General features: G+C 42.8%; 18 protein-coding genes. 4 read left to right on the top strand and 14 right to left on the bottom strand.

The genetic code is table 11. The features are described 5' to 3' along the window. Window positions 1–17 precede the first annotated feature (17 nt). The 11 genes from EL341_RS02960 to EL341_RS02910 all read right to left on the bottom strand — a co-directional run bounded on the left by EL341_RS02960 (window position 18) and on the right by EL341_RS02910 (window position 15930). Window positions 18–506 carry a hypothetical protein gene (locus tag EL341_RS02960; RefSeq protein ID WP_126466976.1) on the bottom strand — a complete coding sequence of 163 codons (489 nt, stop codon included), beginning with the start codon at window positions 504–506 and terminating at the stop codon, window positions 18–20. Between the two features lie 98 nt (window positions 507–604). Then, window positions 605–3157, bottom strand: coding sequence for a fimbria/pilus outer membrane usher protein (locus EL341_RS02955; protein WP_164720433.1), 2553 nt, complete (start codon window positions 3155–3157; stop codon window positions 605–607). 86 nt (window positions 3158–3243) lie between these two features. Next, window positions 3244–3948, bottom strand: a complete 705-nt coding sequence (locus EL341_RS02950) for a fimbrial biogenesis chaperone (protein ID WP_074820289.1) — start codon at window positions 3946–3948, stop codon at window positions 3244–3246. A gap of 80 nt (window positions 3949–4028) precedes the next feature. Further along, the gene (locus EL341_RS02945; protein WP_083399611.1) at window positions 4029–4586 is read right to left on the bottom strand and encodes a fimbrial protein; all 558 of its coding nucleotides are present in this window, start codon (window positions 4584–4586) and stop codon (window positions 4029–4031) included. Window positions 4587–5434: 848 nt separating this feature from the next. Beyond that, window positions 5435–5704: a transposase-like zinc-binding domain-containing protein gene (locus EL341_RS02940; RefSeq protein ID WP_047779981.1), complete on the bottom strand. Its 270-nt coding sequence runs from the start codon at window positions 5702–5704 to the stop codon at window positions 5435–5437. 878 nt (window positions 5705–6582) lie between these two features. Continuing rightward, window positions 6583–7416 (bottom strand): AraC family transcriptional regulator, encoded by an 834-nt coding sequence (locus EL341_RS02935; RefSeq protein WP_074820290.1) that lies wholly within the window; start codon window positions 7414–7416, stop codon window positions 6583–6585. A 9-nt stretch (window positions 7417–7425) separates the two neighbouring features. Then, a complete protein-coding gene (locus EL341_RS02930; RefSeq protein WP_126466972.1) occupies window positions 7426–7767 on the bottom strand; it encodes a DUF6506 family protein in 342 nt (113 codons plus the stop codon). A 157-nt stretch (window positions 7768–7924) separates the two neighbouring features. Beyond that, window positions 7925–10237 (bottom strand): autotransporter domain-containing protein, encoded by a 2313-nt coding sequence (locus tag EL341_RS02925; RefSeq protein WP_126466970.1) that lies wholly within the window; start codon window positions 10235–10237, stop codon window positions 7925–7927. 350 nt (window positions 10238–10587) lie between these two features. Beyond that, window positions 10588–12921: an autotransporter domain-containing protein gene (locus EL341_RS02920; protein ID WP_074820294.1), complete on the bottom strand. Its 2334-nt coding sequence runs from the start codon at window positions 12919–12921 to the stop codon at window positions 10588–10590. Window positions 12922–13508: 587 nt separating this feature from the next. Continuing rightward, window positions 13509–14279 carry a C40 family peptidase gene (locus EL341_RS02915; RefSeq protein WP_232036584.1) on the bottom strand — a complete coding sequence of 257 codons (771 nt, stop codon included), beginning with the start codon at window positions 14277–14279 and terminating at the stop codon, window positions 13509–13511. Between the two features lie 295 nt (window positions 14280–14574). Further along, a complete protein-coding gene (locus EL341_RS02910; RefSeq protein ID WP_047779978.1) occupies window positions 14575–15930 on the bottom strand; it encodes an MFS transporter in 1356 nt (451 codons plus the stop codon). A 700-nt stretch (window positions 15931–16630) separates the two neighbouring features. On the opposite strand from EL341_RS02910, the gene EL341_RS02905 reads away from it, so the two are divergent. Continuing rightward, window positions 16631–16960, top strand: coding sequence for a hypothetical protein (locus EL341_RS02905; RefSeq protein ID WP_053007485.1), 330 nt, complete (start codon window positions 16631–16633; stop codon window positions 16958–16960). A 248-nt stretch (window positions 16961–17208) separates the two neighbouring features. On the opposite strand, the gene bafA is transcribed toward EL341_RS02905, so the two are convergent. The 3 genes from bafA to EL341_RS02890 all read right to left on the bottom strand — a co-directional run bounded on the left by bafA (window position 17209) and on the right by EL341_RS02890 (window position 22154). Then, window positions 17209–19869: a BafA family autotransporter gene (bafA, locus tag EL341_RS02900; RefSeq protein WP_126466968.1), complete on the bottom strand. Its 2661-nt coding sequence runs from the start codon at window positions 19867–19869 to the stop codon at window positions 17209–17211. A gap of 612 nt (window positions 19870–20481) precedes the next feature. After that, window positions 20482–21120, bottom strand: a complete 639-nt coding sequence (locus EL341_RS02895) for a TetR/AcrR family transcriptional regulator (protein ID WP_074820299.1) — start codon at window positions 21118–21120, stop codon at window positions 20482–20484. Between the two features lie 236 nt (window positions 21121–21356). After that, window positions 21357–22154, bottom strand: coding sequence for a protein bax (locus tag EL341_RS02890; protein WP_047779975.1), 798 nt, complete (start codon window positions 22152–22154; stop codon window positions 21357–21359). A gap of 437 nt (window positions 22155–22591) precedes the next feature. Here EL341_RS02890 and EL341_RS02885 point away from each other — a divergent pair, with 437 nt between their 5' ends. The 3 genes from EL341_RS02885 to EL341_RS02875 all read left to right on the top strand — a co-directional run bounded on the left by EL341_RS02885 (window position 22592) and on the right by EL341_RS02875 (window position 25924). After that, complete coding sequence (locus tag EL341_RS02885) at window positions 22592–23863, top strand: nucleoside permease (RefSeq protein WP_126466966.1); 1272 nt, start codon at window positions 22592–22594, stop codon at window positions 23861–23863. A 74-nt stretch (window positions 23864–23937) separates the two neighbouring features. Continuing rightward, window positions 23938–24957 carry an ADP-ribosylglycohydrolase family protein gene (locus tag EL341_RS02880; RefSeq protein WP_126466964.1) on the top strand — a complete coding sequence of 340 codons (1020 nt, stop codon included), beginning with the start codon at window positions 23938–23940 and terminating at the stop codon, window positions 24955–24957. Then, a complete protein-coding gene (locus EL341_RS02875; RefSeq protein WP_126466962.1) occupies window positions 24944–25924 on the top strand; it encodes a PfkB family carbohydrate kinase in 981 nt (326 codons plus the stop codon). Before EL341_RS02880 ends, EL341_RS02875 begins: the two co-directional genes overlap by 14 nt. Window positions 25925–26067 lie beyond the last annotated feature (143 nt).

Genomic DNA, 26067 nt, shown 5'->3' with positions numbered 1-26067 from the left:
TACCCTCCAGAACCCGACTATAGATTATTATTAATTTCGTCTAGATACGGATATATCCCATTTCCTATTGTGTTACTACCAGGGCTCAAGATATAACCAATACCAGGAACATTAGTTGGAAAAACTGAATGAGTCCCATCACCACTGATTTGCACATTGATTGGTGGCCCAAATGGCATCGTAATGGCTTCAGCTTTAATATATCCCGTATACTGCATAGCATTAGGCACGCCATCTTCGGGCTTACAAAGCCAACCGCGTCGGATAAGTTTTGGCTTATAGTATAGCCTATACAGTGTCGCACCGATGGGTAAGTCATTGCCCGCCGTGATGGTGCCAGAACCAATAAGTGGTACAATGACACTATCACTATCGTCAGGAGCCCACGGCCCGCACAAAGTTGCCTGTGCCTGAAAAGAAAGAACCACCAGTAAACTCACTATCAGTTGACAGAATAAGCTGGCGCCGCGTTGATATTGCTGTAAAAAATTTAATCTCTGTTCCATTGAAATAGCTAATCCATTCGTTAACTGAAATAACAACTTAGAAATAGGGGCAAGTAAACGTCATTGGCCCATTCGTTGGCTACAAGACAAACTGCGGCTTACTCATGACACACCGAGTTAAACTTGATTACATTATCCTTTTCCAGATCGGCATTCTTCGGCAGCAGATAGCTTAGAGTGCACTGTTGATCCACCGCAGCGCCCCATACCACTTTCAGCTTACCTTCAATGGTTGGCACTCGGGCAAACAGGCGTCCGCCCTGACCGACCACACCAATACGTTGCTCATTGCTGTCATACACATCGGCACCAAACGGCAACGGTTTGCCGTTAGCCTGAGGCGCGTTGATTAATGCCGGATAACCCACCGTTGTGTCATAAATGACTTTCACCACCGCACCGCTGTAAGGAGCAACTTTCTGACTGGTCAGATTCAATTCAACATTGTTAGACAATCCCTTAGGACTGATTTCTACCTCATTCATCTGGTAAGCAGTTAAATAAGGCACCACAGCGTAACCAAAGCTGTCTACCTTGATACCCGGATAGCTCACCATACTGGCACCTTTCGCCCCTTTGGCCTCTACCAACGCATAAGTATCCCCGCTGTAGGAAGTTAAAGTCAGTCCGCCACTGTGGGCAACCATCCCGCCGCTTAAACCGGCTGAATAGGTGTCATATTCTTTACTGGTTCCCGCCAATCCACTAACGGTGGTATAGGGCGTGCGAGCCGAACCGTTAACCACCAGACTGTTGCTGCTCGCTTTTCCTTGCCCACCTTGACGGTTATGAGCGGCAGTGAAGTTATAGCTGTATTGACGATCTTTACCAGCCGTCCCCCCGGCAAAGATCTGCTCATTCATGGAATTACCCGGACCACGGTTAACGGTGATCCCCATTTGGTTAAACCCAAACAGATTATTCAACGGCACCATAATGTTTAGCATGTAGGTATTCTGGAAGTGACCAAAAGCATCCTGATTGCGAGTCAAGCTCAGGCCATAGCTCAGGCTTTTATAGCGATGATTATAACCAAACTGATATTGACGATCGCTCTTATCATCATTCCAGTAAGCCTGTTGCCAGGCGCTGGCATAAAACTGGCCATAACCTTCCGGTAAGCTCTGGGCAGCAGTAAGGGTAAAACGATTTTTTGCCCGACGAATAGCGCGTCGATCGTAACCATCCTGAACTATCTCGCGAGTAGACATGCCGGTGATAAAATCCATATAACCGTCGGTCGAGAAACGGTAAGCCGCCACCGAGAGATTACTACCGGTAGTCTCAATATTCTGGCTGTATTTAACCTGATAGCTCTCGCCCGATGACGAGCCCTGATCGACACCCTGAACCTCACCCAGCTCGGTTTTGGCATGAGTCACATCCAAAGAAAATGCACCAATAGGCGTACCAATGGATGCGCCCCCCTGAAGCGCTTGATAGTCTTTATTACCCTGAACACCGCTGTACAACGTCAGTCCATTTCTAATACCACGGCTGTAAGTCCCCTCAACCAGCAGCGGTTCACTTCTTAGAGTATTATTACGTAACTTGCCATAGGTCAGGCTGTAATGTTGACTCCCTGGACGCAGCAAATTACTGGTTGAAGCGTAGGGCATCTGAAAATTTTGTGATGTTCCATCGGCTTCTTCAATGGTGACATCCAGATTGCCGCCGTAACCGGTTGGATACAGGTCGTTTATCTCAAATGGTCCCGGAGCTACGCTTTTCTCATAAATCACATTGCCGCTCTGGCGAATCACGACCTTCGCTGCTGTTCTGGCGCTACCGCGCACCACAGGTGCATAACCGCGTAACGCATTGGGCAACATCTGATCTTCATTGGCAATTTGCGCCCCGCGAAACGACAGCGTGTCGAACAATTCCCCTTTGGTATTGGCATCCCCCACCAGCAGACGCCCTTGTATTGTCGGAATATCGCGCTGCACATAGGTGTTAAGATTATTGTACTGGCTGTTACTATTACCGGCCTTGGTATATACGCCGTTATGGCGCAAATACCAGCCCTTCAGGTTAAAGCCAGCATTCAAATTACTGTATAAATTATCGTAGTTTTGATTATTATGACTAGTACGGCTGGCATTCAGGTTATAGCCCAGCGTTGCCGCAGTGATCCCCTGATCCCACTGTTCCGGATTAACGTAACCTCGCGGGCGAGTAATCAGATAAATTTGTGGTAAATCCAGATTTAGCGTTAAATCATTAGAGTCAAACGCCACGCTATTTTCTGGCAACAAATGATTTAACGCCAAACAGTCATCCTGCTTACTATCAGCAATCTGCTTCCGTGCCGCATCACTCAACTTTTCAATATTGATATCTAACGCCGTCAACGTACTGCGCTTAATACAGATATCGATTTTTGAAACCGTTTTACCGTCAACCATCCGGTCTTTAATGATAACTTCATCACGCCCAATACGCCGACCGTTAACAATCAGTTCCGCACGGTAACTACCGGTTGGTACCAAGTCTTGGTTATAGCGCTTTAAATCGATGCGCTGCTGGCTGCCAAGACTCATAAAATGGGGGTTAAATTCAATATCATCATCATCTGCCATTGCCCAAGCGGGCAATGAAAACAGAAGAGCTGCGGTCAATGGAGAAAGTGAGCGGTTAAAAACTGACATGTGAATTCCTTTCACTCAAGATAATATACCAATAGGGCATTTTTATCGGGAAGAGAGCCTTCCCTGATATTTCGTCTTATTTCCAGTTATGGCGCTACCTGCTGTAGTGTGGGTGAAATACCGCCATAATCATTGATATAAGAGGGGTAAATAGTGCTCAGACTTTTTTTCATTGGGAAAAACTGCGTCTCGCCCGGTGAGATCATGCCGCCTTCAGCCACAATGTTTTTGCCTTCTTTATCAGAAGCGATATTAACTAAAGATACATGATAAGGCGTTGGGTTTTTGGCTTCTAGCCCGCCTTTTGTCTTGCGCCAAGTGACAAATTTGCCAGCCACATTGGCATCTCCCGGCAGAGTCTGTGGGCGATAAAAAATCTTAATGCGCGAACGAAACGCCATCTGTAATTGATTTTGTCCGTCTTTACTGCGTGGTGGTACTTCCAACACGCTAAGCCAAAATACCGACTCTTTATCTTTGGGTAGATCGGCTCCGGTAAACATCAGGCGCAAAGTCTGGCCTTTTCCAGCATTCACTCGGTTAACTGGCGGGGTAACAGTAAACGGCGCCTTGGTATTTTCCGGTGTTGTATTCTCATCACCATCATCAACCCAGCTTTGCACCAATACCGGGGTATTTCCTTTATTCTCAATTTTCACCATCACTTCGCGCTCACTTGCCGGATAAATGACCCGCGTACCGGTGATAACGATACCTGCCATGGCCGGCGCAGTTAGCGTCAAGGCTAAAGCCAACGCCACAAGTTGACGATATATTCTATTACTTTTCATTAGGTCTGTTTTCCTGATGCAGAGGGTAGCTAATGCCACCCTCTGATAACATTCACCGTATGATGTTAACAATTCACCAATTAGATATAGTTAATGGTGAAGTTAACTGAACTGGTAACCGGGCCTGGTGTTGCAGCTCCTGTAGCATAATATTCAACCGCATAAGACAATGTGGCAGAGCCAGAAGTCAGATCATAAGTGGTTGAACTGTCCTTTTGGTTTGGACTACCTATTTGAATTGGGTCACCCGACACGGCATCAACCAGCTGCAGTTGGACATTAGTGGCTGGCTTTGGATCCGCTGAAGTATTTAACAAACGGTAAGTAACTGGATCAACCGTTGGACCGTTTTCAAAGAAGGCAGCAGCTTTAGTCACAGAAGCAGAGCCAGAACAGTTAGACAGTTCAATGTTAAAACCCGTACGTTTAGCCTTTGCTCCTGCAGTTGACAGCTCAGTTTTATCTACAGCGTCAATATTTACGGCGCCCGGACTCGCCTTACCATCGATTTTGACATCACAGGTTTTATCAATAATGTGACCGGTGAAATTAATGGTGCCGTTAGAAGCGGCTTGCACCGATGTAGCACCTAATGCGGCAACAATAGCGGCAGATAAAAACACGCTCTTCAGTTTCATAAAAACTCCATTTTTTGATAGATACATTGCATTTTCTCTTCCTATTTTTACCCCATAAAATAAGGGGGGGAAGAAAAACCCCTTATTCTAGTTTCAAAAAAATATTTCAACGAAAACGTTGCTAACTATAATTATTTAAAAAAACATTTTTAAAATAACACGTCTAATATGTGAAAAATGATAATAATCACATACGTTTTTATTACTTAACAATTAAATTTAATGTGCGCTAAGTCACTAATTATGACTTTAATTTATCATATCTGAGCCACTTATGTAAACGATCTAAAAAATCAAAAACTATAATTAATATAGATTTTTTAACTATCTGTCCTATTTTTTTCACATCAAAATTCCATCTTTCAACATTGCAGTATCAATATTTCCCCATATTTTATATATGAATAGAAATACAAATAGATATTTATAGTCAATATAAAAGCGTAAGGTTAGATTTTACGATCGATACCTATAAAATGAATTACTTTCATTTTTAATGCGCATCCATAACCTCAACACCTGTTTATCGTTATCCGAGTAATAATAAATAAACATCACTTATAAGTAGCTTGCTAATAATAAAAATTAACTATAATTATAAAGAATAAAAAACATTGAAATTATTTGCAGTTAAATAATTCAGGTGATGTTTTAACAAAGAACAATAATGATTGGGTAATAAACAGATATGAGCTGTAAATGTGAACTATAAATATAAATGACTTTCCTATCTTGATAAGGGAGGAAAATAAGGTAAAACCAAGCTCTCAGCTTGTGACTATCGCATTATCTTGTTATTCATCATAATTGAAACATCGCGCCAAGCTTTACCCATTAACCCGTCCATATCAGCAGCACAATTTTTTAGCTCGTCGATTCACGGTCGCAGCACTAATTCTCAAGTGTTCACTGATTTCTTTCAAACTCTTGCCAGATTGCACTAACTGGTGAATTTGACCATCAATACTTTGATAGCTGGCACGATAGTAATAACGGGTCTGAAACGTTTTACTGCAGCCTTTACACAGATAACGCTGTAAGCCTGCATTACCTGCTCCGTGCTTAATTACTTCACCATTTTTATTACAAAATGGACATTCCGGCTTTAAAAATCTCATCACAAATCCTCTACTGACATACTGAATTCAATCTGAGTCATTGATAAGTGGCTACGCTTCCCGCCTTTCTCGTTGAACAACGTTGGTGCTCACCAGATATACTGCTCAGTTTGATAAAAAAACATTTTTGCTAACTATGCTTATTTGTTATATGAATTTAATTTAACTTACATTTTCTTACTTCCATTTGCTTCGATAATAATCAAGAGCGAAAACCCTCTTTATTTAATTCGAAACAACAGAAAACCAGACGTAATATGACAAATTCATAACGTTTATAAATTTTCATTTAAATTAGATAATCACGAAAAACACAGTTCAGCACTTATATTGTAAATTTATCATAGCCAAAATAAGCTGTAAACGCCTGACGAAATCTTAACTCATTAAAAAACAAGCAATAAAGCCTTATTTAAAATATATTCATAAGATTGGGTTATTTTTTAAAATTATTCACACAGGCAATAAAATAGAATTTTAAACTTCAAAACAGACAAATATCAGAAAATAATATCAATGAATACCTTAAATTATTAATTTTATTTTTGATGATTTTAATGAAAAGCCCCATACGGCTTATGCGTAATTCTCTGTCATTAATTATTAAAAATTAATATTCCACATCTTTAGCATGGGCTTTATCTCATTGCAATCAACTTGACTGCAATCTAAATTTAACAAAATAAAATCATTTATATCATCATTTTTATATAGTAAAAATAGGTTGGTTAACTTTATCATAAGTGATACAAACCATGATTTCATCTACTTAACTCACTCAATTTCGATTAAAACTTAAATACTTAAATCAAAAATTCAACCTATAAATCAAAGTATTTACACACTTATTAATAATGATGTAGACAGCCTATTCAGTCCTATTTACTCTCAGAATAACAATCCGTCAGTTGATAATAGTTCAATCGTCGGTATTGCTTAGTCAATAATTCCCCAGGCGCTAACCCAGTGAAAAACCGACACGTTTTAATAAAATGGGACTGATCGGTATAACCATGATTGAGTGCGCCATCCAGCATAGTTTGTCCGGCTAATATCTGCCGTAGCGTGTGCTGAAATTTTGCCGTACGACAAAAATAGCGAGCATCGACGCCAATAAAGTGTTTAATATGCCGTTCCATGGTTCGCTCACTCAGGGCAAGCTCCTGACGAACCGTTGATAAACTATCTCCGTAATAAAGCCGGTTAGCAGCCAATGCCATATCTGGAACATCCGTAATATGTTTGTCCAACATCTTAATCAGCCACTGTTCCAGATGGTTTACTTGGGCAATAAAAGGTAAGTGCCACAAATCAGGAATAGGATGTTTTAATATCAGGTCATTCAAAGATAGCGGCATTTCTCTTAATTCAGCCAGAGATATGCCCAGCAAGGGGAAACTCGTCCCACAGCGTAAGCGAGCAGAAATAAATTTTACTGTTGATTGGGTTAGTTGTGGTGATATGCGCAGTCTTGCCCGACGCGGACTAAGTAAAAATAGATGCCCAGTCCCTATCAGATAAGTATTGCTAATGATATCGCTATCCAGAGGAAGAATATCCAGACGTAATGATACGCCTAAATTAAACAACAATTCCCCACCCGTACCGGGAAAGAGTTCAGGTAATAAAGTATTGGAAGGTAAATGCCAGTGCCAATAGTGTGCTATCCAAGGCGATAGCACACGGCATGGTAATCTTATCTGTTGTAACATGTCTTCAGTTTATAACCGATTTTTCTCAGTTATCGTAGATTGATTGAACAGGCGATCGCCGCTGACAAATCCTAATCCTGGATGAGGATCGAAACGTACAACACCCATCTCCACTCGGCCTTTCGCAGCCTCGACCATATGTGCAACACCTAAATGACCAAATCCAGCACAGAGCTCTATCGCTTTAATGCCCTCCTGACATAGATCATCAATCAGCTCACACGCTTGCTGATAATTTTTTACCGCAATGGTTTTCACATGGACATCATCAGTTTTTACCCAAGCCCAATCAATTTGGCAATTAGCAGTCGGGGAAACAAAAATAAAAGCAGCTTTTAAAACATCAGACATTGATTTATCTCCGGTTAGTAAGAACCGACAAATCCTATCGTTTATCTGATTAAAATAATTGTACCAAACCGACAGCGACATGATTCCCACTCAAGAAGGCAAAAACCCGATATCTTTAACAAAGAGAAAGATACCGGGTTTAATCTGAAACTATCAATTAAAAACTTACGGAGAGCCCCGCTCTGACGCTGGTATCCGGTTGGTAACTGCGCCCTATGGTTGAGGTGGTCGAAGCGGATACATTCATATCTGGCGTTAACTTATAACTGGCCCCCAGCGAGACTTCACTCCAGTCGGTTGGCAGTTTGGCTGCAGAAACGCTGGTTTCTGACCAACCTACCACCGTGCCGGATACTCTATCTAGCTCCCCCGATAAGCGATGTACCCATGCGACGCCACCGTTAACGTTTACTGCATCCGTCAGGTTATAGCGCAGCTCACTACCCAAACGCATATCCGTTTCATTGGCTTTACGACCATCAAAATCAATGGGGAAGGTGCCGCCCTGTTCGCGATAACCTTTCATCGTGGCCTTAGCCCAGCTCAGTTCGGCAAAAGGGATCACCGAGACGCTTTCCTGCGGGTTGAATGCCCAGCCAAGACGTACCATACCACCAACAGCGTGCCCCGAACTCTCACCGGAAGAACGGCTAATATTGTAAGAACCATTGCGATAGTGACGACGCAAATCGTAATCCAGGTGGCTGGCGGTCACTGCACCAAAAGCACGTAGGCCTTGTTTACCTTCAGAATAATTCAGGAACAGCGCCCCACCGTAGCTGTCCATCTTATTCTTGCCGTCCAAACGCAGATCATAATGTTGATTACCCAAATAAGCGCTCACGCCCAGACTTAGAGAAGGTGATAATGCAACCGCCACGCCAACGGAACCACGACCTTGGGTACCATCTCCACGCCAGAACTCCCCGGCACCGGTAATAAAGGTACAATAGCGTTTGTCCCTTACGCCTTCGGATGCACACTGCTCTGTCGAAATAAAGCGCTGATCCTGCAAAGCGCCTTGGGCAACGGATAAACCCGACATCGGCACATAGGCCATATCTGACATCGAGCGATTAAGTTCGCTAACCGAGATAAAACCTACCGGTGGTGTCACAGGTGGTTTTGGCTTATCCTCCGGATCGGTTTTCTCAGGATCTGTCGGAGGATCAGGTGTAACGGAAGGTTTAGGAAGCCGGATTAGCCAACCTTCGATTGCCATATCTGGATTATATCCAGCACCAGAAATGATCTCGCCATTACCCGATACACCAGAGGCATCGGCCATCACCCAATCTCTCAGGTCTATACCTTGGGCAAACATAAAATCCACCAGGCTGAACATTCCGGTATCACTACGCCATACAAATAGGTCAATTTTATCCTGTGCGGTGGTACTGGCTCCAATAATAGTAGAACCATCGGCACTAATACCTCGCGCCATACTGATCGGCCCAATGTTGCCGATGCCCAGATAGCCAAGTCCAACCATGCCGGTTTCTTCTGTCCAGCGAAAAGCCTGTTGATAATATATGCCATCCGTACTGATTATCGGCGTCGTACTCGCCCCCACTATCACTGAGCCATCACTACTCATACCGGCGACAGAGCTGCTAGGTGTGGTGCCGCCATCACCAATAAAACCCAACCCCTGCATACCATGCTCTTTGGTCCAACGGAACGCTTCTGTGTGATCGTTGGCATTAGAGCTCTCTCCCGCTACCACAAGACCATCATCACTCAAATATCTGGCTGCACTTTGTGGAGCAGTACCACCATCACCAATAAAACCAAGGCCTTGCATGCCCTCAGACTCAGTCCAAATAAAAGCTTCTCTAAAAATATTAGGTCTGGTTGCATTGGTTGAATGCCCGGCCACCGTATTCCCACTGTAGTTAGTCACCAGCCCAGCAGATAAACGACTTCCCGAGTGATTAGCCCCCAGAAAGCCCAACCCCTGCATACCACCGTCTTCCGTCCAGCGAAAGGCTTCCATTTCATTACTAACATTCCTGCTGGAACCAACAACCACCTGACCATCCTGACTAACGGCGGCTGCACCGCTATAGTTGTTATCACCAACTGGCGTCAGAAACCCGAGAGACTGTGCCCCTTTTTCAGCGGTCCAACGAAATGCTTCATAGCTGGCGTTGTGGCTCCCACTACCGACAACCACTGCGCCATTGGCACTAACCCCGGATAAGTAGACATTTGTAAATACCGACCCTGGTACATCAATCATTGAATTACCGGTAGACCAGACAAATCCACCGTTTACCGCAGCACCAATAACCGTACTGCCATCACGACTGAGATGCGATATCATACTCGAGGTATTTTCTTCACCGGGTAAAAAACCAATACGGTCAAAAGAATAATCCAGCGCACTTAGCGTTGGGGATAAAAATAAAGACAGGTAAATTAAGCTGTTTAATGGAGTAATGCGGAAAATAGCCAAGGATGAAGGCATAATTTAATCCCTTAAATAAAAAATTTATTTAAAATAAAAAATACCCATTCATCATATCAATTAACGAAAACAAAATCATATAAAAAAACCTTGAAAAACACAAAGATAAAAAAACCGAAAGCGTTATCAAAATAACAAAAAAAAATAACTTAATAATATTGATTATATTAACCAGTTATTCTGAATATAAAAATTATTTATACCTTTAATTTATAAATAGAATAATTAAATTAGCAGGTTCAAGCAGAAAGACGGGCGTCTTATATACCCAGCGAAACCATAAAAAATGGTTAAAAAAACCGGAATGGCTACTCACGTAAACATTCCGGTTTTAGACTTCTTATCTCGGATTAAAAATTCACGGAAAAACCTGCTCTGACGCTGGTATCCGGTTGGTAGCTACGTCCTATAGTTGAGGTCGTCGAGGCTGACAAATTCATATCCGGCGTTAACTTATAGCTAGCGCCCAGTGAGACTTCGCTCCAGTCTGTAGGCAGCTTCGCCGCAGAAACACTGGTTTCTGACCAGCCAATTACCGTGCCGGATACTCGATCAACCTTTCCCGACAGCCGATGAACCCATGCGACACCACCGTTAACGTTTATTGCATCCGTCAGGTCATAGCGCAGCTCACTGCCCAAACGCATATCCGTTTCATTGGCTTTGCGGTCATCAAAATCAATGGGGAAGGTGCCGCTATGTTCACGATAGCCCTTCATCGTCGCCTTAGCCCAGCTCAATTCCGCAAAAGGGATGGCCGATATTCTGTCTTGTGGGCTAAACGCCCAGCCAAGCCTTACCATGCCGCCAATAGCGTGTCCCGAACTTTCACCAGAAGAACGGCTAATATTGTAAGAGCCATTGCGATAGTGACGACGTAAATCGTAATCCAGATGACTGGCGGTCACCGCACCAAAAGCACGCAGGCCTTGTTTCCCCTCAGAATAATTCAGGAACATCGCCCCACCGTAGCTGTCCATCTTATTCTTGCCGTCTAAACGCAGATCATAATGTTGATTACCCAGATAAGCGCTCACGCCCAAGCTTAGCGAGGGCGATAATGCAACCGCTACACCCACAGAACCACGCCCCTGAGTGCCATCACCACGCCAGAACTCCCCGGCACCGGTAATAAACGTACAATAGCGTTTGTCACTTATACCTTCTGATGCACACTGCTCTGTCGAGATAAATCGCTGATCCTGCAAAGCGCCCTGCGCAACGGATAAACCGGACATCGGTACATAGGCCATATCTGACATTGAGCGATTAAGTTCATTGAGAGATAGGAAACCAACCGGAGGCGTAATCGGTGGAATCGGTGGTTGTGGCTTATCTTCGGGCTCGGGATCTTCAGGGCCTGGCGGTTCTGGCGTCACTTCCGGTTTAGGTAGACGAATTAACCACCCCTCCATCATACCTTCTGGATTAGATCCGGTACCAGAAATCACTTCCCCATTACCGGAGACGCCTGATATATCAGCCATCTGCCAGTCACTAAGATCAATACCATCATCTGCCAGAGCATCGAGCAAATTAAACATACCTGTTTCATTGCGCCATACAAATAACGCCATACCATCATCAGCGGTAGTACTGGCACCAATGATTGTGGAACCATCAGCGCTGATACCCCGAGTTATACTTGCTGGTTCGATGGTGCCAATCCCCAGATAGCCAAGACCCACCAGGCCTGTCTCTGCCGTCCAGCGGAAAGCCTGTTGGTAAGAACTATCATTAATACTGTTAGCCGTGGTACTGATACCAGTAATCACTGAACCATCAGCACTCATACCACTAACCAGACTTTTCGGCACTAAGCCCCCACCATCAATAAAGCCCAGGCCCTGCATTCCTTTCTCTTTAGTCCAGTAAAAAACCTCCATATTACTGCTGGCATTGGTACTGTTACCCGCTATCACTGACCCATTATCACTTAGATAAACAGCCATACTTTGAGGTTCTTTACCACCGCCATCAATAAAACCAAGGCCTTGCATACCCTCCGAGGCCGTCCAGATAAACGCTTCCTGAAGAATATCAGGACTACTGGCGCTGGTTGAATAGCCAACCACAACATCACCGTTATAGCTAACACCCAACGCATTAGAATTGCTGAATCCATGTTGACTAGCGCCAAGAATACCCAGCCCTTGCATGCCTCCGCTTTCCGTCCAACGGAAGGCCTCCCGTTCGTAATTATTGGCATTAGTATTAGCATTGGAGCTGTCACCAATAATAACCAGACCATCCTTACTCACAGTGGTTACACTACTATAGCTATCAGCTGTCGGTGCAGCCAAAAAGCCCAAAGAGTGTAACCCTTGTTCCGCAGTCCAACGAAATGCCTCACGTCGACCATGAGTATTCGTACCCGCACCAACAACGACAGCACCATCAGCACTTAACCCTGTCAGACCAATATTTGAAAATCCGGCACCCTGCACAATAATTTTCTGTTTGCCTGGAGACCAAATAAATCGATTACTATTGGTCGCACCAAGAACCACATTCCCATCGAGGCTAACATGAGTTGCATAACTACCAGGATCATTCTCACCTGACAAAAAACCTATAGAATCAAAGATATAATCTTGAGCGCCTAGGGTGGGAGAAAAAAGCAAAGAGAGAAAGAACACTCTGTGGAATGAATTAAAACGAAAAACAGAAGAACGCGAAAACATAAATTAATCCTTTAACATTAAAACATTACATCCCATTAAAAACATCTTCATTAGACCAAAAAAAATTTAAAAAAGAATAAAAACATCAATAAATACAGTCAATAATCGTTAGTTGACTTTAAATGCAAGCCAATCCAAATTAATCAAGATGAAATATATAAACACAGTTTTACATTAAATGTAATCATCTCAAAATCATAAGGCAAAAATCAAGAAAAATAATAAAACAAAATATTTCAAACAGTGTTGAAAATAAATAAATAGATTAAAAACATAATGTTATAAACAATTAATCAATTCTAAAAAAATAGCTTAATACTTAACGTTTTAATTAATCTAGATTAATCACGTATTAAAAAATTTTATCTCTGCATAATTAACTCAACATTCACTGATAAATTGATATGGAAATCAATACATAACCAAGAATAAAGCACTGGAAAAAATTCTTATTAATCAGTTATCATTATGATGGTTGAAGACACCAACTCATTGAAATTTACTGATCATAGATATAATAACCACAGAAGTAATACCCTGCATTATCTATTTAATGAGTACCTTGATTGAATATATTTCAGATCTTCTTATCTTACCGCATGAGGCAACAATACCCGACGGGCACCGATATAATGATTCTGCCAATAATCATCATCCAGCCGACTGATTTGAATATCTTTTCCGGTACGCGGAGCCTGAATAAACTCACCGTCACCAAGATAAACACCAACGTGGTCAGCATGGCTATGCCCGCGGCTATGGGTGCTAAAAAAAACTAAATCTCCCGTATTCAGTTCTTCTTTATCGATCTCTCTACTCTGAGACGATGACATATGGAACATATTGTCGGCAGTGCGTGGTAACGTTGACTTTAACTGATCGCGATAAGCGTAATTAACCAACCCGCTACAGTCAAAACCGGTACGTGGGGAAGTCCCACCATAGCGATAAGGTTTGCCCAACTGCTTCATCAAGTTAGACACAACTTTGGTTTTCGCTATCTTTAGTTTAGTTTTCTGGATCGGAGTAATACGAGGATGCATCCCATCAGTAATCTGTAAATCTGGCAAATCTGACTGTCGGAACGGATTACGACCAATCGGCACTTTTTTAACGCTGCGACTCTGATGGTGATGGGTCTGGCTGGAGGCCGACTGATGAGCGTTTTTTTTCACCGGTGCCCGTTTGCGTTTGCTACTGCTTTTCGCGACAGAATGAACCGCAACAGGCGCTTTTTTACTGGTTTGATGTGGGCGCGCAGCATGGGCATATGAGGATAAGAGCAGCATGAAAATACACATCATCATTGCCCAAAGAAAACGAGACGGATTAACAAACTTAATTTGCAGGTTATTCATTATGATCATTGGATTTTAAATAGTATTTCAATATATGGGCTCAGGGAAAACAGGTTTGAACTTAGTTTATTCAACTAAGTGAAATTGAAAACTATTATTTTGTAACTTGGCGCTATATAAAAATGACAAGATATTTCAACAGGAAACAAACTTGACAGAAATGAGATATGAAGAGGCTCTTATTGCTAAGATTGTTAAGTTACTGTAAAGCTATATTTTTAGTTCATCTCTTCGTGCAGCCATAAAAAAACCACCTTAAATAAGGTGGTTTCGAGACTATTTCGACGACTTTACTTTATTCAGCGCTAACCGATGCCGTCTCAGGAATTTCTTCCTTCTTTTTCTCCGTCCAGCCTTTATAAGCCAACGGCAAGAATGACACAACAATAGCCAGCAGCGAAACGCCTGCAACATAGTAAGCCGGAGCCATAGAACTCTGTTGTAACCAGGCACCGGTAATCATTGGCGTCAGACCACCAAACACCGCATAAGCCAGATTATAGGCAAATGATAGACCAGAGAAACGAATAGCCGGAGGGAAAGCTCGGGTAGCAACAATCGGGGTTGTGGCAATCGCCCCAACAAAGAATCCCATCAGACCATAGTTGAACATCAGCTCACCACCGCTAATTTCTGGGTGCAGTGCACTATAGAAATAGTAGGCGGTGATGGCTAATCCTCCCCATGATGCCGTCATACAGGCACGGGTACCCAATTTATCGCTGATCCATCCCCAGAAAATACACCCTAACGTTAGCATTAACGTCGCAACGCAGTTAGCTTCCAGAGAAATCGTACGATCAACCTGATACATTTTCTCCACAACCACAGAAGGCGTCATCAGGATAGTCACCACAATAGCCGTCGATAGCGACCAGGTTAAAATAGCGGTAATCACACAGGCTAGTTTATGACTGCGAATAACTGTTTTAACCGGCAATTCTTTGGCCAGCGTATGTTTTGCTGCCATCTCTTTAAAAATAGGCGTCTCTTGCAAAAATTTACGCAGATAAACAGAGATAAAACCAAATACCCCGCCCAAAACAAATGGAATACGCCATGCAAAATCGTTAATCTCTGCGGTGCTATAACTACGCTGTACCACAATAGCGATAATCGATCCCAACAAAATTCCACCGGTAATACCAGAGGTTAAGGTTCCAACACCGAGGCCATAGCGCTGCTCAGGCGTATGCTCAGCAATAAACACCCATGCACCCGGCATTTCACCACCAATCGCGGCACCCTGTAAAATACGCATCAATAACAATAAAACTGGCGCCATCACACCAATCGTTTCGTAGGTGGGTAACAAACCAATCACCAACGTTGGCAAAGCCATCAGAAAGATGCTCAGGGTAAACATGCGTTTACGGCCAATTTTATCGCCATAGTGCGCCATAATTATCCCACCGAGAGGTCTTGCCAAATAGCCTGCGGCAAAAATACCTAACGTTTTCATCTGGGCAATAAACTCATTGTCACCAGGGAAAAATAAATGGGTTAATGTTCCAGTGAAGAATACGAAAATAACAAAATCATAAAACTCTAATGTACCGCCAAGAGACGATAACCCCAGCGTTTTATAGTCATTTTTGTTTAACGGGCGCGCTTTAGGTTGGCCCGTACTTGTTGGGGAGGATACTGTCATTTACTCTGAACTCGCTATTAAATTATTGTTTTCTAAAAATCTTGCCTAAAAAATAAATCATAGGTTATGAAAGTAACTAATAGGTAGACTGCCCAAAAGCCAGCAATATTGGGTCTAAAATGCATACAACGTTCAGAATTAATCTGTCGGTGGAATCATTCAATCCATTGAATTGTGGTTAGTACTACTGAGCCTACTGTGACCAATGGTTACTTAGCTATGTTATAGCAGTTAACTCGACATACTGTAACCCTAACAACAAAAAACAGATTAATACACTGCATAATAAAGCATCCAATGAAACAATTAACCATATAATGTAAGTTTAAGCATGATTCATAATACCCGAGTATCAACCTATAACTTTTGTCAGTACGTTAGACGATAACCTTATCCCTCCAATCCCCCGACTCAACCGCTGATCAACAGGGCAAACAGGTAACAGTTATCGTCAAAATAAGGCACTTTTATTACCTAAATCAGAAAAATTGGGTAAGAACGCTATTATCAACCTTCTATTTTTCAGTCAGTTATTTTAAAACTGGTATATATATCAGCTAGTTATTATGAAAATAATATGCGATATACATTGTTATATAGATATCATGAATAAAGTGCCAATATCACGCTACAATAGGACGTCTCCAAAGCGTTAAAAAGACAATAACCTACTAATAATTAAAAATATTGAGATGAACTCATGACTAAAGAAATCGTTGTGTGTGGTAGCACTGTTTTGGTTAAAAAATCAGTCAGCATCTATAATCAGATTGCTTCTCTGGATCTGGACCTTCCTCTATCCTCGTTGATTGATTCCCTTGATGAAGACCTGTTACAGATAGAATTTTCCAACGGCAATATCGTTGATGTTGGCTGGTATCCCGCATTTGATGAGCAAGGTGAATTCGTTATCTACATTATTAAAGACAATAACTGGGATACACCTCACCTTAGATTAACCGCTAATAATAAAACGGCACTCATTACTCTACTGAGCCAGTCAATACTCGAAGCTTCACGGTTAACTTAAAATCCTGTCTCTATTTTTATGATTTCCGTCAGCGTTATTTTGGCGGAAATCGGTTTAACCATCTCACCTTTAACCCAAAAACTCAGGTAAGAAGAAATCTTCATCTTGGGGAAAACAGAAAATCCACCTCAATAAACAATCAATCATTCCCCATTTTGAGAGTGTCACCCATAAAAAACCGACATTCATGTTGATGATGTCGGTCAATTAAGTTTAATGGCAGCGAAAGTTTCGTCCACTATCAATAATTAAAAATTAAAACGCAGCCCTAAATTACCCTGAATAGGGGCTTCAATCTTATTACCTTTGGCATAATCCACTTCGGCAAACAGATTAACTTGTTTAGAGACTTTGGCATCAATACCTACGCCAACTTTGCCCATATCTCCAGACAAATTCGTGGTGAACTTATTGCGATCGTTGATAACCGTGCTGTTGTTATCAATATATTCATGAACCCATGCCGCTTTAATATATGGCGTGACGGCGCTCGTTTCTCCTACAAGGAAAGTCTTACCCAGATTCAAGCCCAGTTCAGTCATCAGAGAGTTCTGATCGCCAATATTGGCTTTCATACCATTGCTCAAGGAAATATCTTTACCTTCTACCTGTACATAAGACAGTTTGGCGTACGGCTCAACCCACATATCGTAAATAACGGAAGTGTTATAGCCAACTTCCACTGATGCACCCAAAGCATTCTGACCATAGTCACTCTTGATACTTGAACCATTGGTAGAAATCGCCTTTAGCTCGTTACTAAAGTGGTTGTATTTTAACACCCCGTCAACGTAAAGACCGCGGGTATCAAAATAGGTGGCATAAGCGCCTACGCTATAGCTATCGACCTTACTGGTACCGCCACGAGCATGTTTAATATCCGCGTTACCATAGCTGGTAAATCCACCAATGAAAGCTTTACCATTTTCAAGGTTCACAGCTTTATCTGCACCAATTTCTATACCGGACTGTTCCAGCTTGAAATGAGTATGGTCAGTCGCAATATTATTCTTACTACCCGTCATACGCACCCAACTACCAGCATTGCTTTCATCTTGTTGCAAAACACCTTTTCTTGAACGTAGGTTCTGCATCTCATTATTAAAAATCAATTGAGAAGCGACCGACATTGAAAGAACCGCGTCAGTACTTGGTGTTGTTGTTGGCTGAGTGATTACCGGGGGCGTTATATCTTCCGGATCGGGAACCGGTAATGGTTTGGGATTTGGATCGGGCTTAGAAGTACTGCTATCAATAGCACTCAAATACCATATTTCACCGGTATCTTCGCTACGCTGGTTCAGCGTGTACATATAAGTACCACCATCAAGCGCCTTGATATTGGCTCCGCTCATACTGGCCAGACTAAAACCTGCACCACGACTTTCATCGGTGATCAGATCTAATCTTTTCTGATTCGGATCGGTAATTTCAGCGCCGGAATCTGCCACGCTAACCAAATGCTGGCCGCTTCCCTGACGAATAAATAAGTAATCGCCTCGTCCATCTTCAATGGAAGTATTAAACAAAAAATGCAGACTTCCGGACAGGTTCCCCAGTTTTAGATGGGAATATATTTTGTCACCATTAGCATCATTAATCGTTTTAAAACCAACGATACCGTTACCGCTTAGCGTTTCAATATGCGCAAAATCTGTATCGGCAACCTTAGCAATAACAGCTACCGACGTATTTTTACCACTCAGAATAATATTCTCAGCATAAGTTGTACTGGTTCCCCCCGCCACGACCATTTGTAGCTGACCTTGATCGTTAAGCTGAGTGGTGCCAAGCATAGCTCCGCCAACGTCTAACCAAGATTTAGCATTATTATTGATGGTAACGTCAGTCGCAGAAGAGTCAGCATAGATTCTCTGTACCGCATTGTCGTACAGCTCAACCCCTATCGCTTTTCCACCCTGCTGAATATTCTGGGCTCCGGTACCATAAACTTTAGTATTATTTGCTACACCAGCCGTTGATACGGAACTATTAAGATACAGATATTGAATTCCACCGCTATTAATAACCGTATTGTTAACGGTCCCCTTATCAAAAACATACTGGATTCCACCTTGATTGATAATGGTATCTTTAGCTACAGCATCATTGTAGACAAACTGATTACCCTGATTAATGATGCTACCCGTGGCGATACCACCCAATAATAAATGCTGAACTCCCCCGCGATTAATCACGGTATTATTGGCTATCCCTTGATTATAAACATGCTGAGATCCACCCTGATTAATGGTGCTCCCCGTAGCAGAACCACTATTTCTGACATATTGATATCCGCCATCATTAACGATGGAATTCTTTGCCGTCCCATTATCCTGAATGTATTCCTTACCGCCGTTGTTAACGGTTGTCCCTTCAGATTTACCACCTGAATAGGCATACAGATTACCGCCAGAATTCACCGTATTATTAATCGCAATACCCGGGTCGTTGACATCACCAGCATTAGAAACATAAACAGTGCCACCATTCAGCAGAGAATCCTTTAATGTTCCACCGTCAAACACATAAATTTTCCCACCGGATTTAATATCAATATTGGTACCAATGCTCGGGAAACCAGGGTCATAGTCATGTGAATAAACTCTAGGTTTTTTGGTTATCCAAACGGTTGCGCCACTATTTACTGTTGAGTCTTTAAAGTAACCTAACACACTCAATAAACTGCCATTTAGCAGATTCATATTGATGCCGGCCCCCACATACTCACTTGGATCACCTATATTTCCAGCACCAATCTCCAGACATTCGTTACCGGTTAAATCACCTTCAAAAGTTTTGTTGCTGATATAGTTTCTGTTCCGATCACCACAAAAACTGTCAGCAAATACGGATTGACTAAAGACCAAAGCTGTAAATATGGCTAGAGCTGATAGCGTTGTTTTCATGGCGGGATACAATTCCTTTTAAAAACTTATCCATTTTTTAAAAGGCTAACATACCGAAAACACAAAAACCACACATTTGCACTGTATAAAACCCCAAGTAACAGTATAAAAACATAAATCAGTGATATTTTTAAGATTTTAGATCGTTAAAATTCAATATAAAATAAATTTAGATCGCTAACACCTTCAGAAGTAAGGCGGGGAAGAAAAAAAGGGGGAAAGTGCCATGCTTTTAAAATTATCAAATAAAATCAATTGGTTAATGAAATCACTTAGAAATCAAATGCGTTGGTTAATACATTGAAATTATTGATAATTTAATCATATAAATAGTTGGAAAACTGACAACTCTAACAAAAATCAAAAATCAATAATGTTAGCTCAATAAAATCATTGCTGAGATTTAATAATAACCTTATAAGAATGACTAAAACTCAATCATAATATAACACCATGACTTTATATTATTCCTGCCTAATGTATAGGGTTAAATTTATAGAATGAACAGTCCAAAAATCCATTCTGTAAATCGCATAAATGATATCAAATAGAATTTAAATGCAAAAGTATTGCGTTCTTATATAGAAGAACGCAGTTATCATCAGAAATGTACTAATTTCGATGTTGTAAAACAGAAGATAATGCTTCAGTCAGCGCTCCAGATCGGGCACCAACGGCGCGTTCAATTAACAGCAACATTGCCTGTATACGTGTCGCTTCTTCCTCGGATGTCCAGTTAAAGATGCCATGCCCAAAAAGAAACAACGAGCCAGCCAAAATAAACTGCACCGTTCCCAAAGGCTCATCTACTTGAAAAACCCCTTCCTGACATCCCTGCTCAATCACCTGTGCCATTAACGGACCAAGCACGCGTATAATTTCAATGTTATTACGATCGTGCAATGCCCTGTTTTCAACATGATGCAAATCATCAACCAACATCTGATCTTGTGCCTGAACTCGGTTCATATCGCTAATTACAGCACAAAACTTTTCGATTGCCCCTAATGCCGAGTTATCAACAATCTTCTGAGCAGATTCCGCCATCACACTCACAAGCTGACAGGCTAATGCATCCAAAATGTCCTGTTTGGATTTAAAATAGTAATAGAATGTCCCCTTAGCGATGCCAGCGGTACGAACAATTTCATCTACCGAAGTCACTTCATACCCCTGGGACTGAAATAATATACCGGCGGTTTTGAGTATCTCTGCCCGACGCACATCCGGTTTTTTTACAATTCTAACCACTACTTGCTCCTCCTGACCGTCTATTTTCAGCTAAGCTAACAATAGACTGACTGATGGTCAATAAAAAGAGAGAGATAATAAAAAACCGTTACCGATAAAATCAGGTAACGGTTTTTTTAGTCAGTGAGTTAACTTAACTGCGTACTCTGAGCCAGCTTCCAAACCACAGCAATATTGCGTGTCATCACCCTTAAATTGCAGGCAACGGCACTATTCGGGTTAGGATAGAAGGTCAATTAGGATGACTCACCCTGTGCATTCAGCGAAGCGGTCTGTACTTGATGAATCAGATCTTCATTATGATCCAACATCTTCTGCAGATACTTATTATATGAAGTACCGCGCTCAGAATAGCGATCCAGCTTATTAACCAGATGATCGGCGGTAACCGTATCACCTTGGTTTCTTATCGAGGCACGGGAATCCCGTAACGTCCGATACGCCGAGTGAGTGTTCATATTCAGCAGGTAAGCGCTGACAGAATCATTCACTGAGCGATAGGCTGAATAGCCTTTAACTACACCGCCTTTACTATTACAGGCTTTGCTTCCGCAGCGCATACCAAACAGATTGTTATTGGTCTGCGCTAATTTCGATGTTCCCCATCCAGACTCAGTTGCTGCCTGAGCAACGACTAAGTGGGTTGGTAGGGTATCTACGCGTTTCAGCAGCTCATTCCACTTTATTTGTTGTGGATTAGCGGCACATTTTACCCGATAGCGGTTACAAATTTGCTGTACTCGTACCACATCCTGCGCGCTCCAATTCTTCGAAGCACGTTTCTTTAATAGCCACTCACGCTCTTGGCGAATTTGGCTGTTTTGTTGATCAATAATAGGTACAACGGCATTGAGAAACGCTTTTTTCCGTTGAGTGCCAGAAGGGTATTTTCGCAAATCAGGTAGGCTGTTTAGCTTATCATTGAGAGAATACTCTTGATGGTTCTTTGACCCAGTTGACGCCCAACTGGTAGAAGAACACACACTCAAAAAGAGAATCGCCGAACCTATTATTTTTAAAACAAGTGAAGACATATAACTCCAGACTAGTTCATAAAATAATCAGATTTCGATGTAGATCCTCAATGATGCGCGATAAAATTGAAAGGATCAAGTTGTAACAAAAAACGATTATCTCAATAAATCAGCCTATAACGGATATAAAGTTGATCAAACCGCAATTAAACAGTATTAGATACCACAAACAACCTTTTTTTAACGATATCAAGGGCTACAAGCGTGTTACGTTTTACTCAGTGAATATCTTCCACTGATCCTATTCGGGATCGATTTTTGGTTAAATTACGCCCAATATTGATGTAATCCCAATACTGAATATAAAACCCTATATGAATCCATTCAGCCAAGGCACAATGTTAACTAGCTCAAATAATTCACACAAAGGTATTTAAAAGGTATTGATAATCGGTATGGTTAGCCCGGTTGTATCAGCTGTCATGAAAGGACTAAACATGAATAAAACAATAGCAAAACTCTCATTCATGATGTTTATCGAATGGTTTATCTGGGGCGCCTGGTTTGTTCCTTTATGGCTTTTCCTCAGTGCAAGTGGGTTTACTCCCTCTGAAATCGGCTGGTCTTATGCCTGTACCGCCATCGCTGCTATTCTTTCACCGATTTTAGTCGGTTCTCTCACCGACCGTTTCTTTGCCGCGCAAAAAGTCTTAGCGCTGCTGATGTTTGTCGGCGCTCTGTTAATGTGGCTAGCCGCACAGCAAACCCAGTTCAGCACATTCTTCCCATTATTATTGGCCTATTCGTTAACCTATATGCCAACCATCGCACTAACCAATAGTATTGCCTTCTCTAATGTGCCGGATGTTGAGCGGCTGTTTCCACGTATTCGCGTCATGGGAACCATCGGTTGGATCGCTTCAGGCTTAGTGTGTGGATTCCTCCCCAGTATGCTAGGGGTCGGTGATATCTCTTCCAGCAATATTCCACTGCTGATCACCGCAGGCAGTTCAGTCCTGCTGGGGATATTTGCGCTGACATTGCCGAACACTCCACCAAAAAGCACCGGTAAAATGAGCCTTAAAGTGATGCTGGGTCTGGATGCAATTATCTTGCTGAAAGATCGTAATTTTCAGGTATTTTTCTTCTGTTCATTTTTGTTTGCTATGCCATTGGCATTTTACTATACCTTTGCCAACGGTTTCCTCACGGAAGTCGGCATGAAAAATGCCACCGGCTGGATGACGTTAGGCCAGTTCTCAGAAATTTTCTTTATGCTGGCTCTGCCTTTCTTTACTAAGCGTTTCGGCATCAAAAAAGTATTAATACTGGGCTTAATTACTGCTGCAATCCGATACGCTTTCTTTGTCTATGGTGGTGCCGATCATATCTTCACTTACGGTTTGCTGTTCCTCGGTATTCTGCTGCACGGCGTTAGCTATGATTTCTACTATGTCACCGCCTATATCTATGTTGATAAAAAGGCGCCCGTACATATGCGCACTGCCGCACAAGGCCTGATTACCCTGTGTTGCCAAGGCTTTGGTAGCCTCTTGGGCTATAGCCTTGGCGGTCAAATGATGGAAAAAATGTTTGCCTACGCTGAACCCGTCAACGGTCAGACCTTCAACTGGGCTGGGATGTGGGGATTTGGCGCCATCATGATCGCTATCATTACCGTGCTGTTTATCCTGTTTTTCAAGGAATCCCCAGGTGAAATTAAGGCGATAGACATACCACAAAACGATAAAGAAACCGCCGCCGCATAATGGTGTAGCTACACCCAGAGTGCGAATTGAATGATAAGACTAAGCAGCCATTGAGCAATAAGTAAGGATCGGTGATGAAAAAAGAGAATCGTATATTAGGTGCCTTCTATGGTCAGGCTTTAGGTGATGCAATGGGAATGCCATCTGAGCTGTGGCCGCGTTCTCGGGTCAAATCGCACTTTGGCTGGATCGATGGTTTTTTGCCGGGGCCGGCAGAAAACAACGCAGCCTGTTACTTCAATGCTGCCGAGTTTACTGATGACACCTCAATGGCACTGGCGCTTGCCGATGCCATCATTGAATGTCAGGGTCATGTTGACCCCATCATCATCGGGCGCAATATTATGCAATGGGCTGAAAACTTTGATGCCTTTAATAAAAACGTCTTGGGCCCAACCTCAAAAATTGCCCTTAATGCCATCAAACAAGGTAAGTCGATTGCCGAACTGGAAAACAATGGCGTGACCAATGGTGCCGCAATGCGCGTTTCCCCACTGGGATGCCTATTGCCGACCGATTCACTGGACGACTTTATCGACCAGATTGCCCTCGCTTCCAGCCCGACCCATAAGTCCGATGTCGCCATCGCGGGTGCCGTAGCTATCGCCTGGGCGATTTCTAAAGCCATTGACGGTGCCAGTTGGCAGCAAATTTGCGATATGCTGCCGGCCATCGCTAAAGCGGCACAGGAAAAGCGGATCACCACCTTTAGCGCATCCATGGCAGCCAGAATTGAGCTGGCTTTGGAGACGGCCAAAAATGCACAAGATATTGAGCAAGGTATGGAGCTGGTTTATCAACTGATTGGAGCCGGTACCAGCACCATAGAATCCGTTCCTGCCGCTATTGCCATGGTTGAACTGGCTCAAACTGACCCTAACCGCTGCGCTATTCTGTGCGCTAATCTGGGAGGAGACACCGATACCATCGGTGCTATGGCGACCGCTATTTGTGGCGCACTACATGGAATCGACAGCATTGACCCAGCTTTAAAACAACAGTTGGATCACGTCAACCAGCTTGATTTTACTCGCTATAGTCAGGCATTTACTCAATTCCGCAGCCAAAGAGAAGCCGCTTATGCAAGCCGCTGAACTGAACAACCGACTCATCTCTCTGACCAACCAGCGCCCTATTTGCCTGATTGGCGCAGCAGTGATTGATGTGATTGCTGATACTGACACTCTACCCTATCGCGGTAGTGATATTGAACTCCGCCAACAAAGCATCAATATTGGCGGTTGTGCGCTCAATATTGCCATTACCCTTAACCGATTAGGTATTAATACCCTTAATGCGTTACCTGTAGGTCAGGGGATGTGGGCGGATATCATTCGTAGCCGACTGAAAGAAAAAGGGATTACCTCCGCCATTGAAACCGATCGCGGCGATAACAGTTGGTGTCTGGCTTTGGTAGAACCGGACGGTGAACGTACTTTTTTGTCCGTTAGCGGCGTAGAAAACCTGTGGGATCGACACGCGTTGGATAATCTTAATCTGCCGCCTGATACGTTAGTTTATCTTTCAGGCTATCAGCTATCCGCACCCTGTGGCGAAATCCTGATTTCGTGGCTGGAATCGCTGCCCAAAACTATTGGATTATTTATCGATTTTGGCCCACGTCTTACTGATATATCAGAACAGCACCTCATTCGTCTACTCGCACTAAAACCCACTATTTCACTCAATCGGCAAGAAGCAGAGCTGATCGATATCCATTTGTCAGGCATCACTCGAACACTGAATGTTGAAGTACTGGCTCAAGACTGGATGAAGCGTTATCAATGTCCGCTAATCATACGGGTGGACAAAGACGGCGCGTATTATCACGATATGGGCAGCCACGGCTGGATTACGCCGTTTAAAACAACGGTGGTAGACAGCATCGGTGCCGGTGATAGTCATGCCGGAGGCGTTATCGCCGGTCTGGCTTCAGGCTGGTCGCTAGATCAAGCCGTTACTCTGGGTAATGCAATCGCATCCTACGTTGTTAGCCAGCGCGGAGGTGATTGTTCTCCTTACCCACAGGAACTGGAAAAATACCTGAAACAATATGGTTAGAAAAATCAAAGTGCCTGGTAAGAATATTGTGGTGTTGGTTAATTAAACTTAATGACAGCGTAAATTTCGTCCACTATCAATACAGAGAATAAATTAACGCTGGTGCTCGTGGCCGAGCAGAAGGCGTTAGGGCGAACGCCCTC

Source organism: Pragia fontium (assembly GCF_900638655.1).
GTDB lineage: Bacteria > Pseudomonadota > Gammaproteobacteria > Enterobacterales > Enterobacteriaceae > Pragia > Pragia fontium.
Note: the sequence above shows the minus strand (reverse complement) of the source record. Positions and strands in the feature narration are given on the sequence as shown.

Coding starts and splice junctions, on each gene's coding strand:
- EL341_RS02950 (WP_074820289.1), bottom strand. CDS start 3,948: ATGAAAAGTAATAGAATATATCGTCAACTTGTGGCGTTGGCTTTAGCC.
- EL341_RS02880 (WP_126466964.1), top strand. CDS start 23,938: ATGAAAAAAGAGAATCGTATATTAGGTGCCTTCTATGGTCAGGCTTTA.
- EL341_RS02905 (WP_053007485.1), top strand. CDS start 16,631: ATGACTAAAGAAATCGTTGTGTGTGGTAGCACTGTTTTGGTTAAAAAA.
- EL341_RS02935 (WP_074820290.1), bottom strand. CDS start 7,416: ATGTTACAACAGATAAGATTACCATGCCGTGTGCTATCGCCTTGGATA.
- EL341_RS02890 (WP_047779975.1), bottom strand. CDS start 22,154: ATGTCTTCACTTGTTTTAAAAATAATAGGTTCGGCGATTCTCTTTTTG.
- EL341_RS02875 (WP_126466962.1), top strand. CDS start 24,944: ATGCAAGCCGCTGAACTGAACAACCGACTCATCTCTCTGACCAACCAG.
- EL341_RS02960 (WP_126466976.1), bottom strand. CDS start 506: ATGGAACAGAGATTAAATTTTTTACAGCAATATCAACGCGGCGCCAGC.
- EL341_RS02945 (WP_083399611.1), bottom strand. CDS start 4,586: ATGAAACTGAAGAGCGTGTTTTTATCTGCCGCTATTGTTGCCGCATTA.
- EL341_RS02930 (WP_126466972.1), bottom strand. CDS start 7,767: ATGTCTGATGTTTTAAAAGCTGCTTTTATTTTTGTTTCCCCGACTGCT.
- EL341_RS02885 (WP_126466966.1), top strand. CDS start 22,592: ATGAATAAAACAATAGCAAAACTCTCATTCATGATGTTTATCGAATGG.
- EL341_RS02955 (WP_164720433.1), bottom strand. CDS start 3,157: ATGTCAGTTTTTAACCGCTCACTTTCTCCATTGACCGCAGCTCTTCTG.
- EL341_RS02940 (WP_047779981.1), bottom strand. CDS start 5,704: ATGAGATTTTTAAAGCCGGAATGTCCATTTTGTAATAAAAATGGTGAA.
- EL341_RS02920 (WP_074820294.1), bottom strand. CDS start 12,921: ATGTTTTCGCGTTCTTCTGTTTTTCGTTTTAATTCATTCCACAGAGTG.
- EL341_RS02925 (WP_126466970.1), bottom strand. CDS start 10,237: ATGCCTTCATCCTTGGCTATTTTCCGCATTACTCCATTAAACAGCTTA.
- EL341_RS02915 (WP_232036584.1), bottom strand. CDS start 14,279: ATGAATAACCTGCAAATTAAGTTTGTTAATCCGTCTCGTTTTCTTTGG.
- EL341_RS02910 (WP_047779978.1), bottom strand. CDS start 15,930: ATGACAGTATCCTCCCCAACAAGTACGGGCCAACCTAAAGCGCGCCCG.
- bafA (WP_126466968.1), bottom strand. CDS start 19,869: ATGAAAACAACGCTATCAGCTCTAGCCATATTTACAGCTTTGGTCTTT.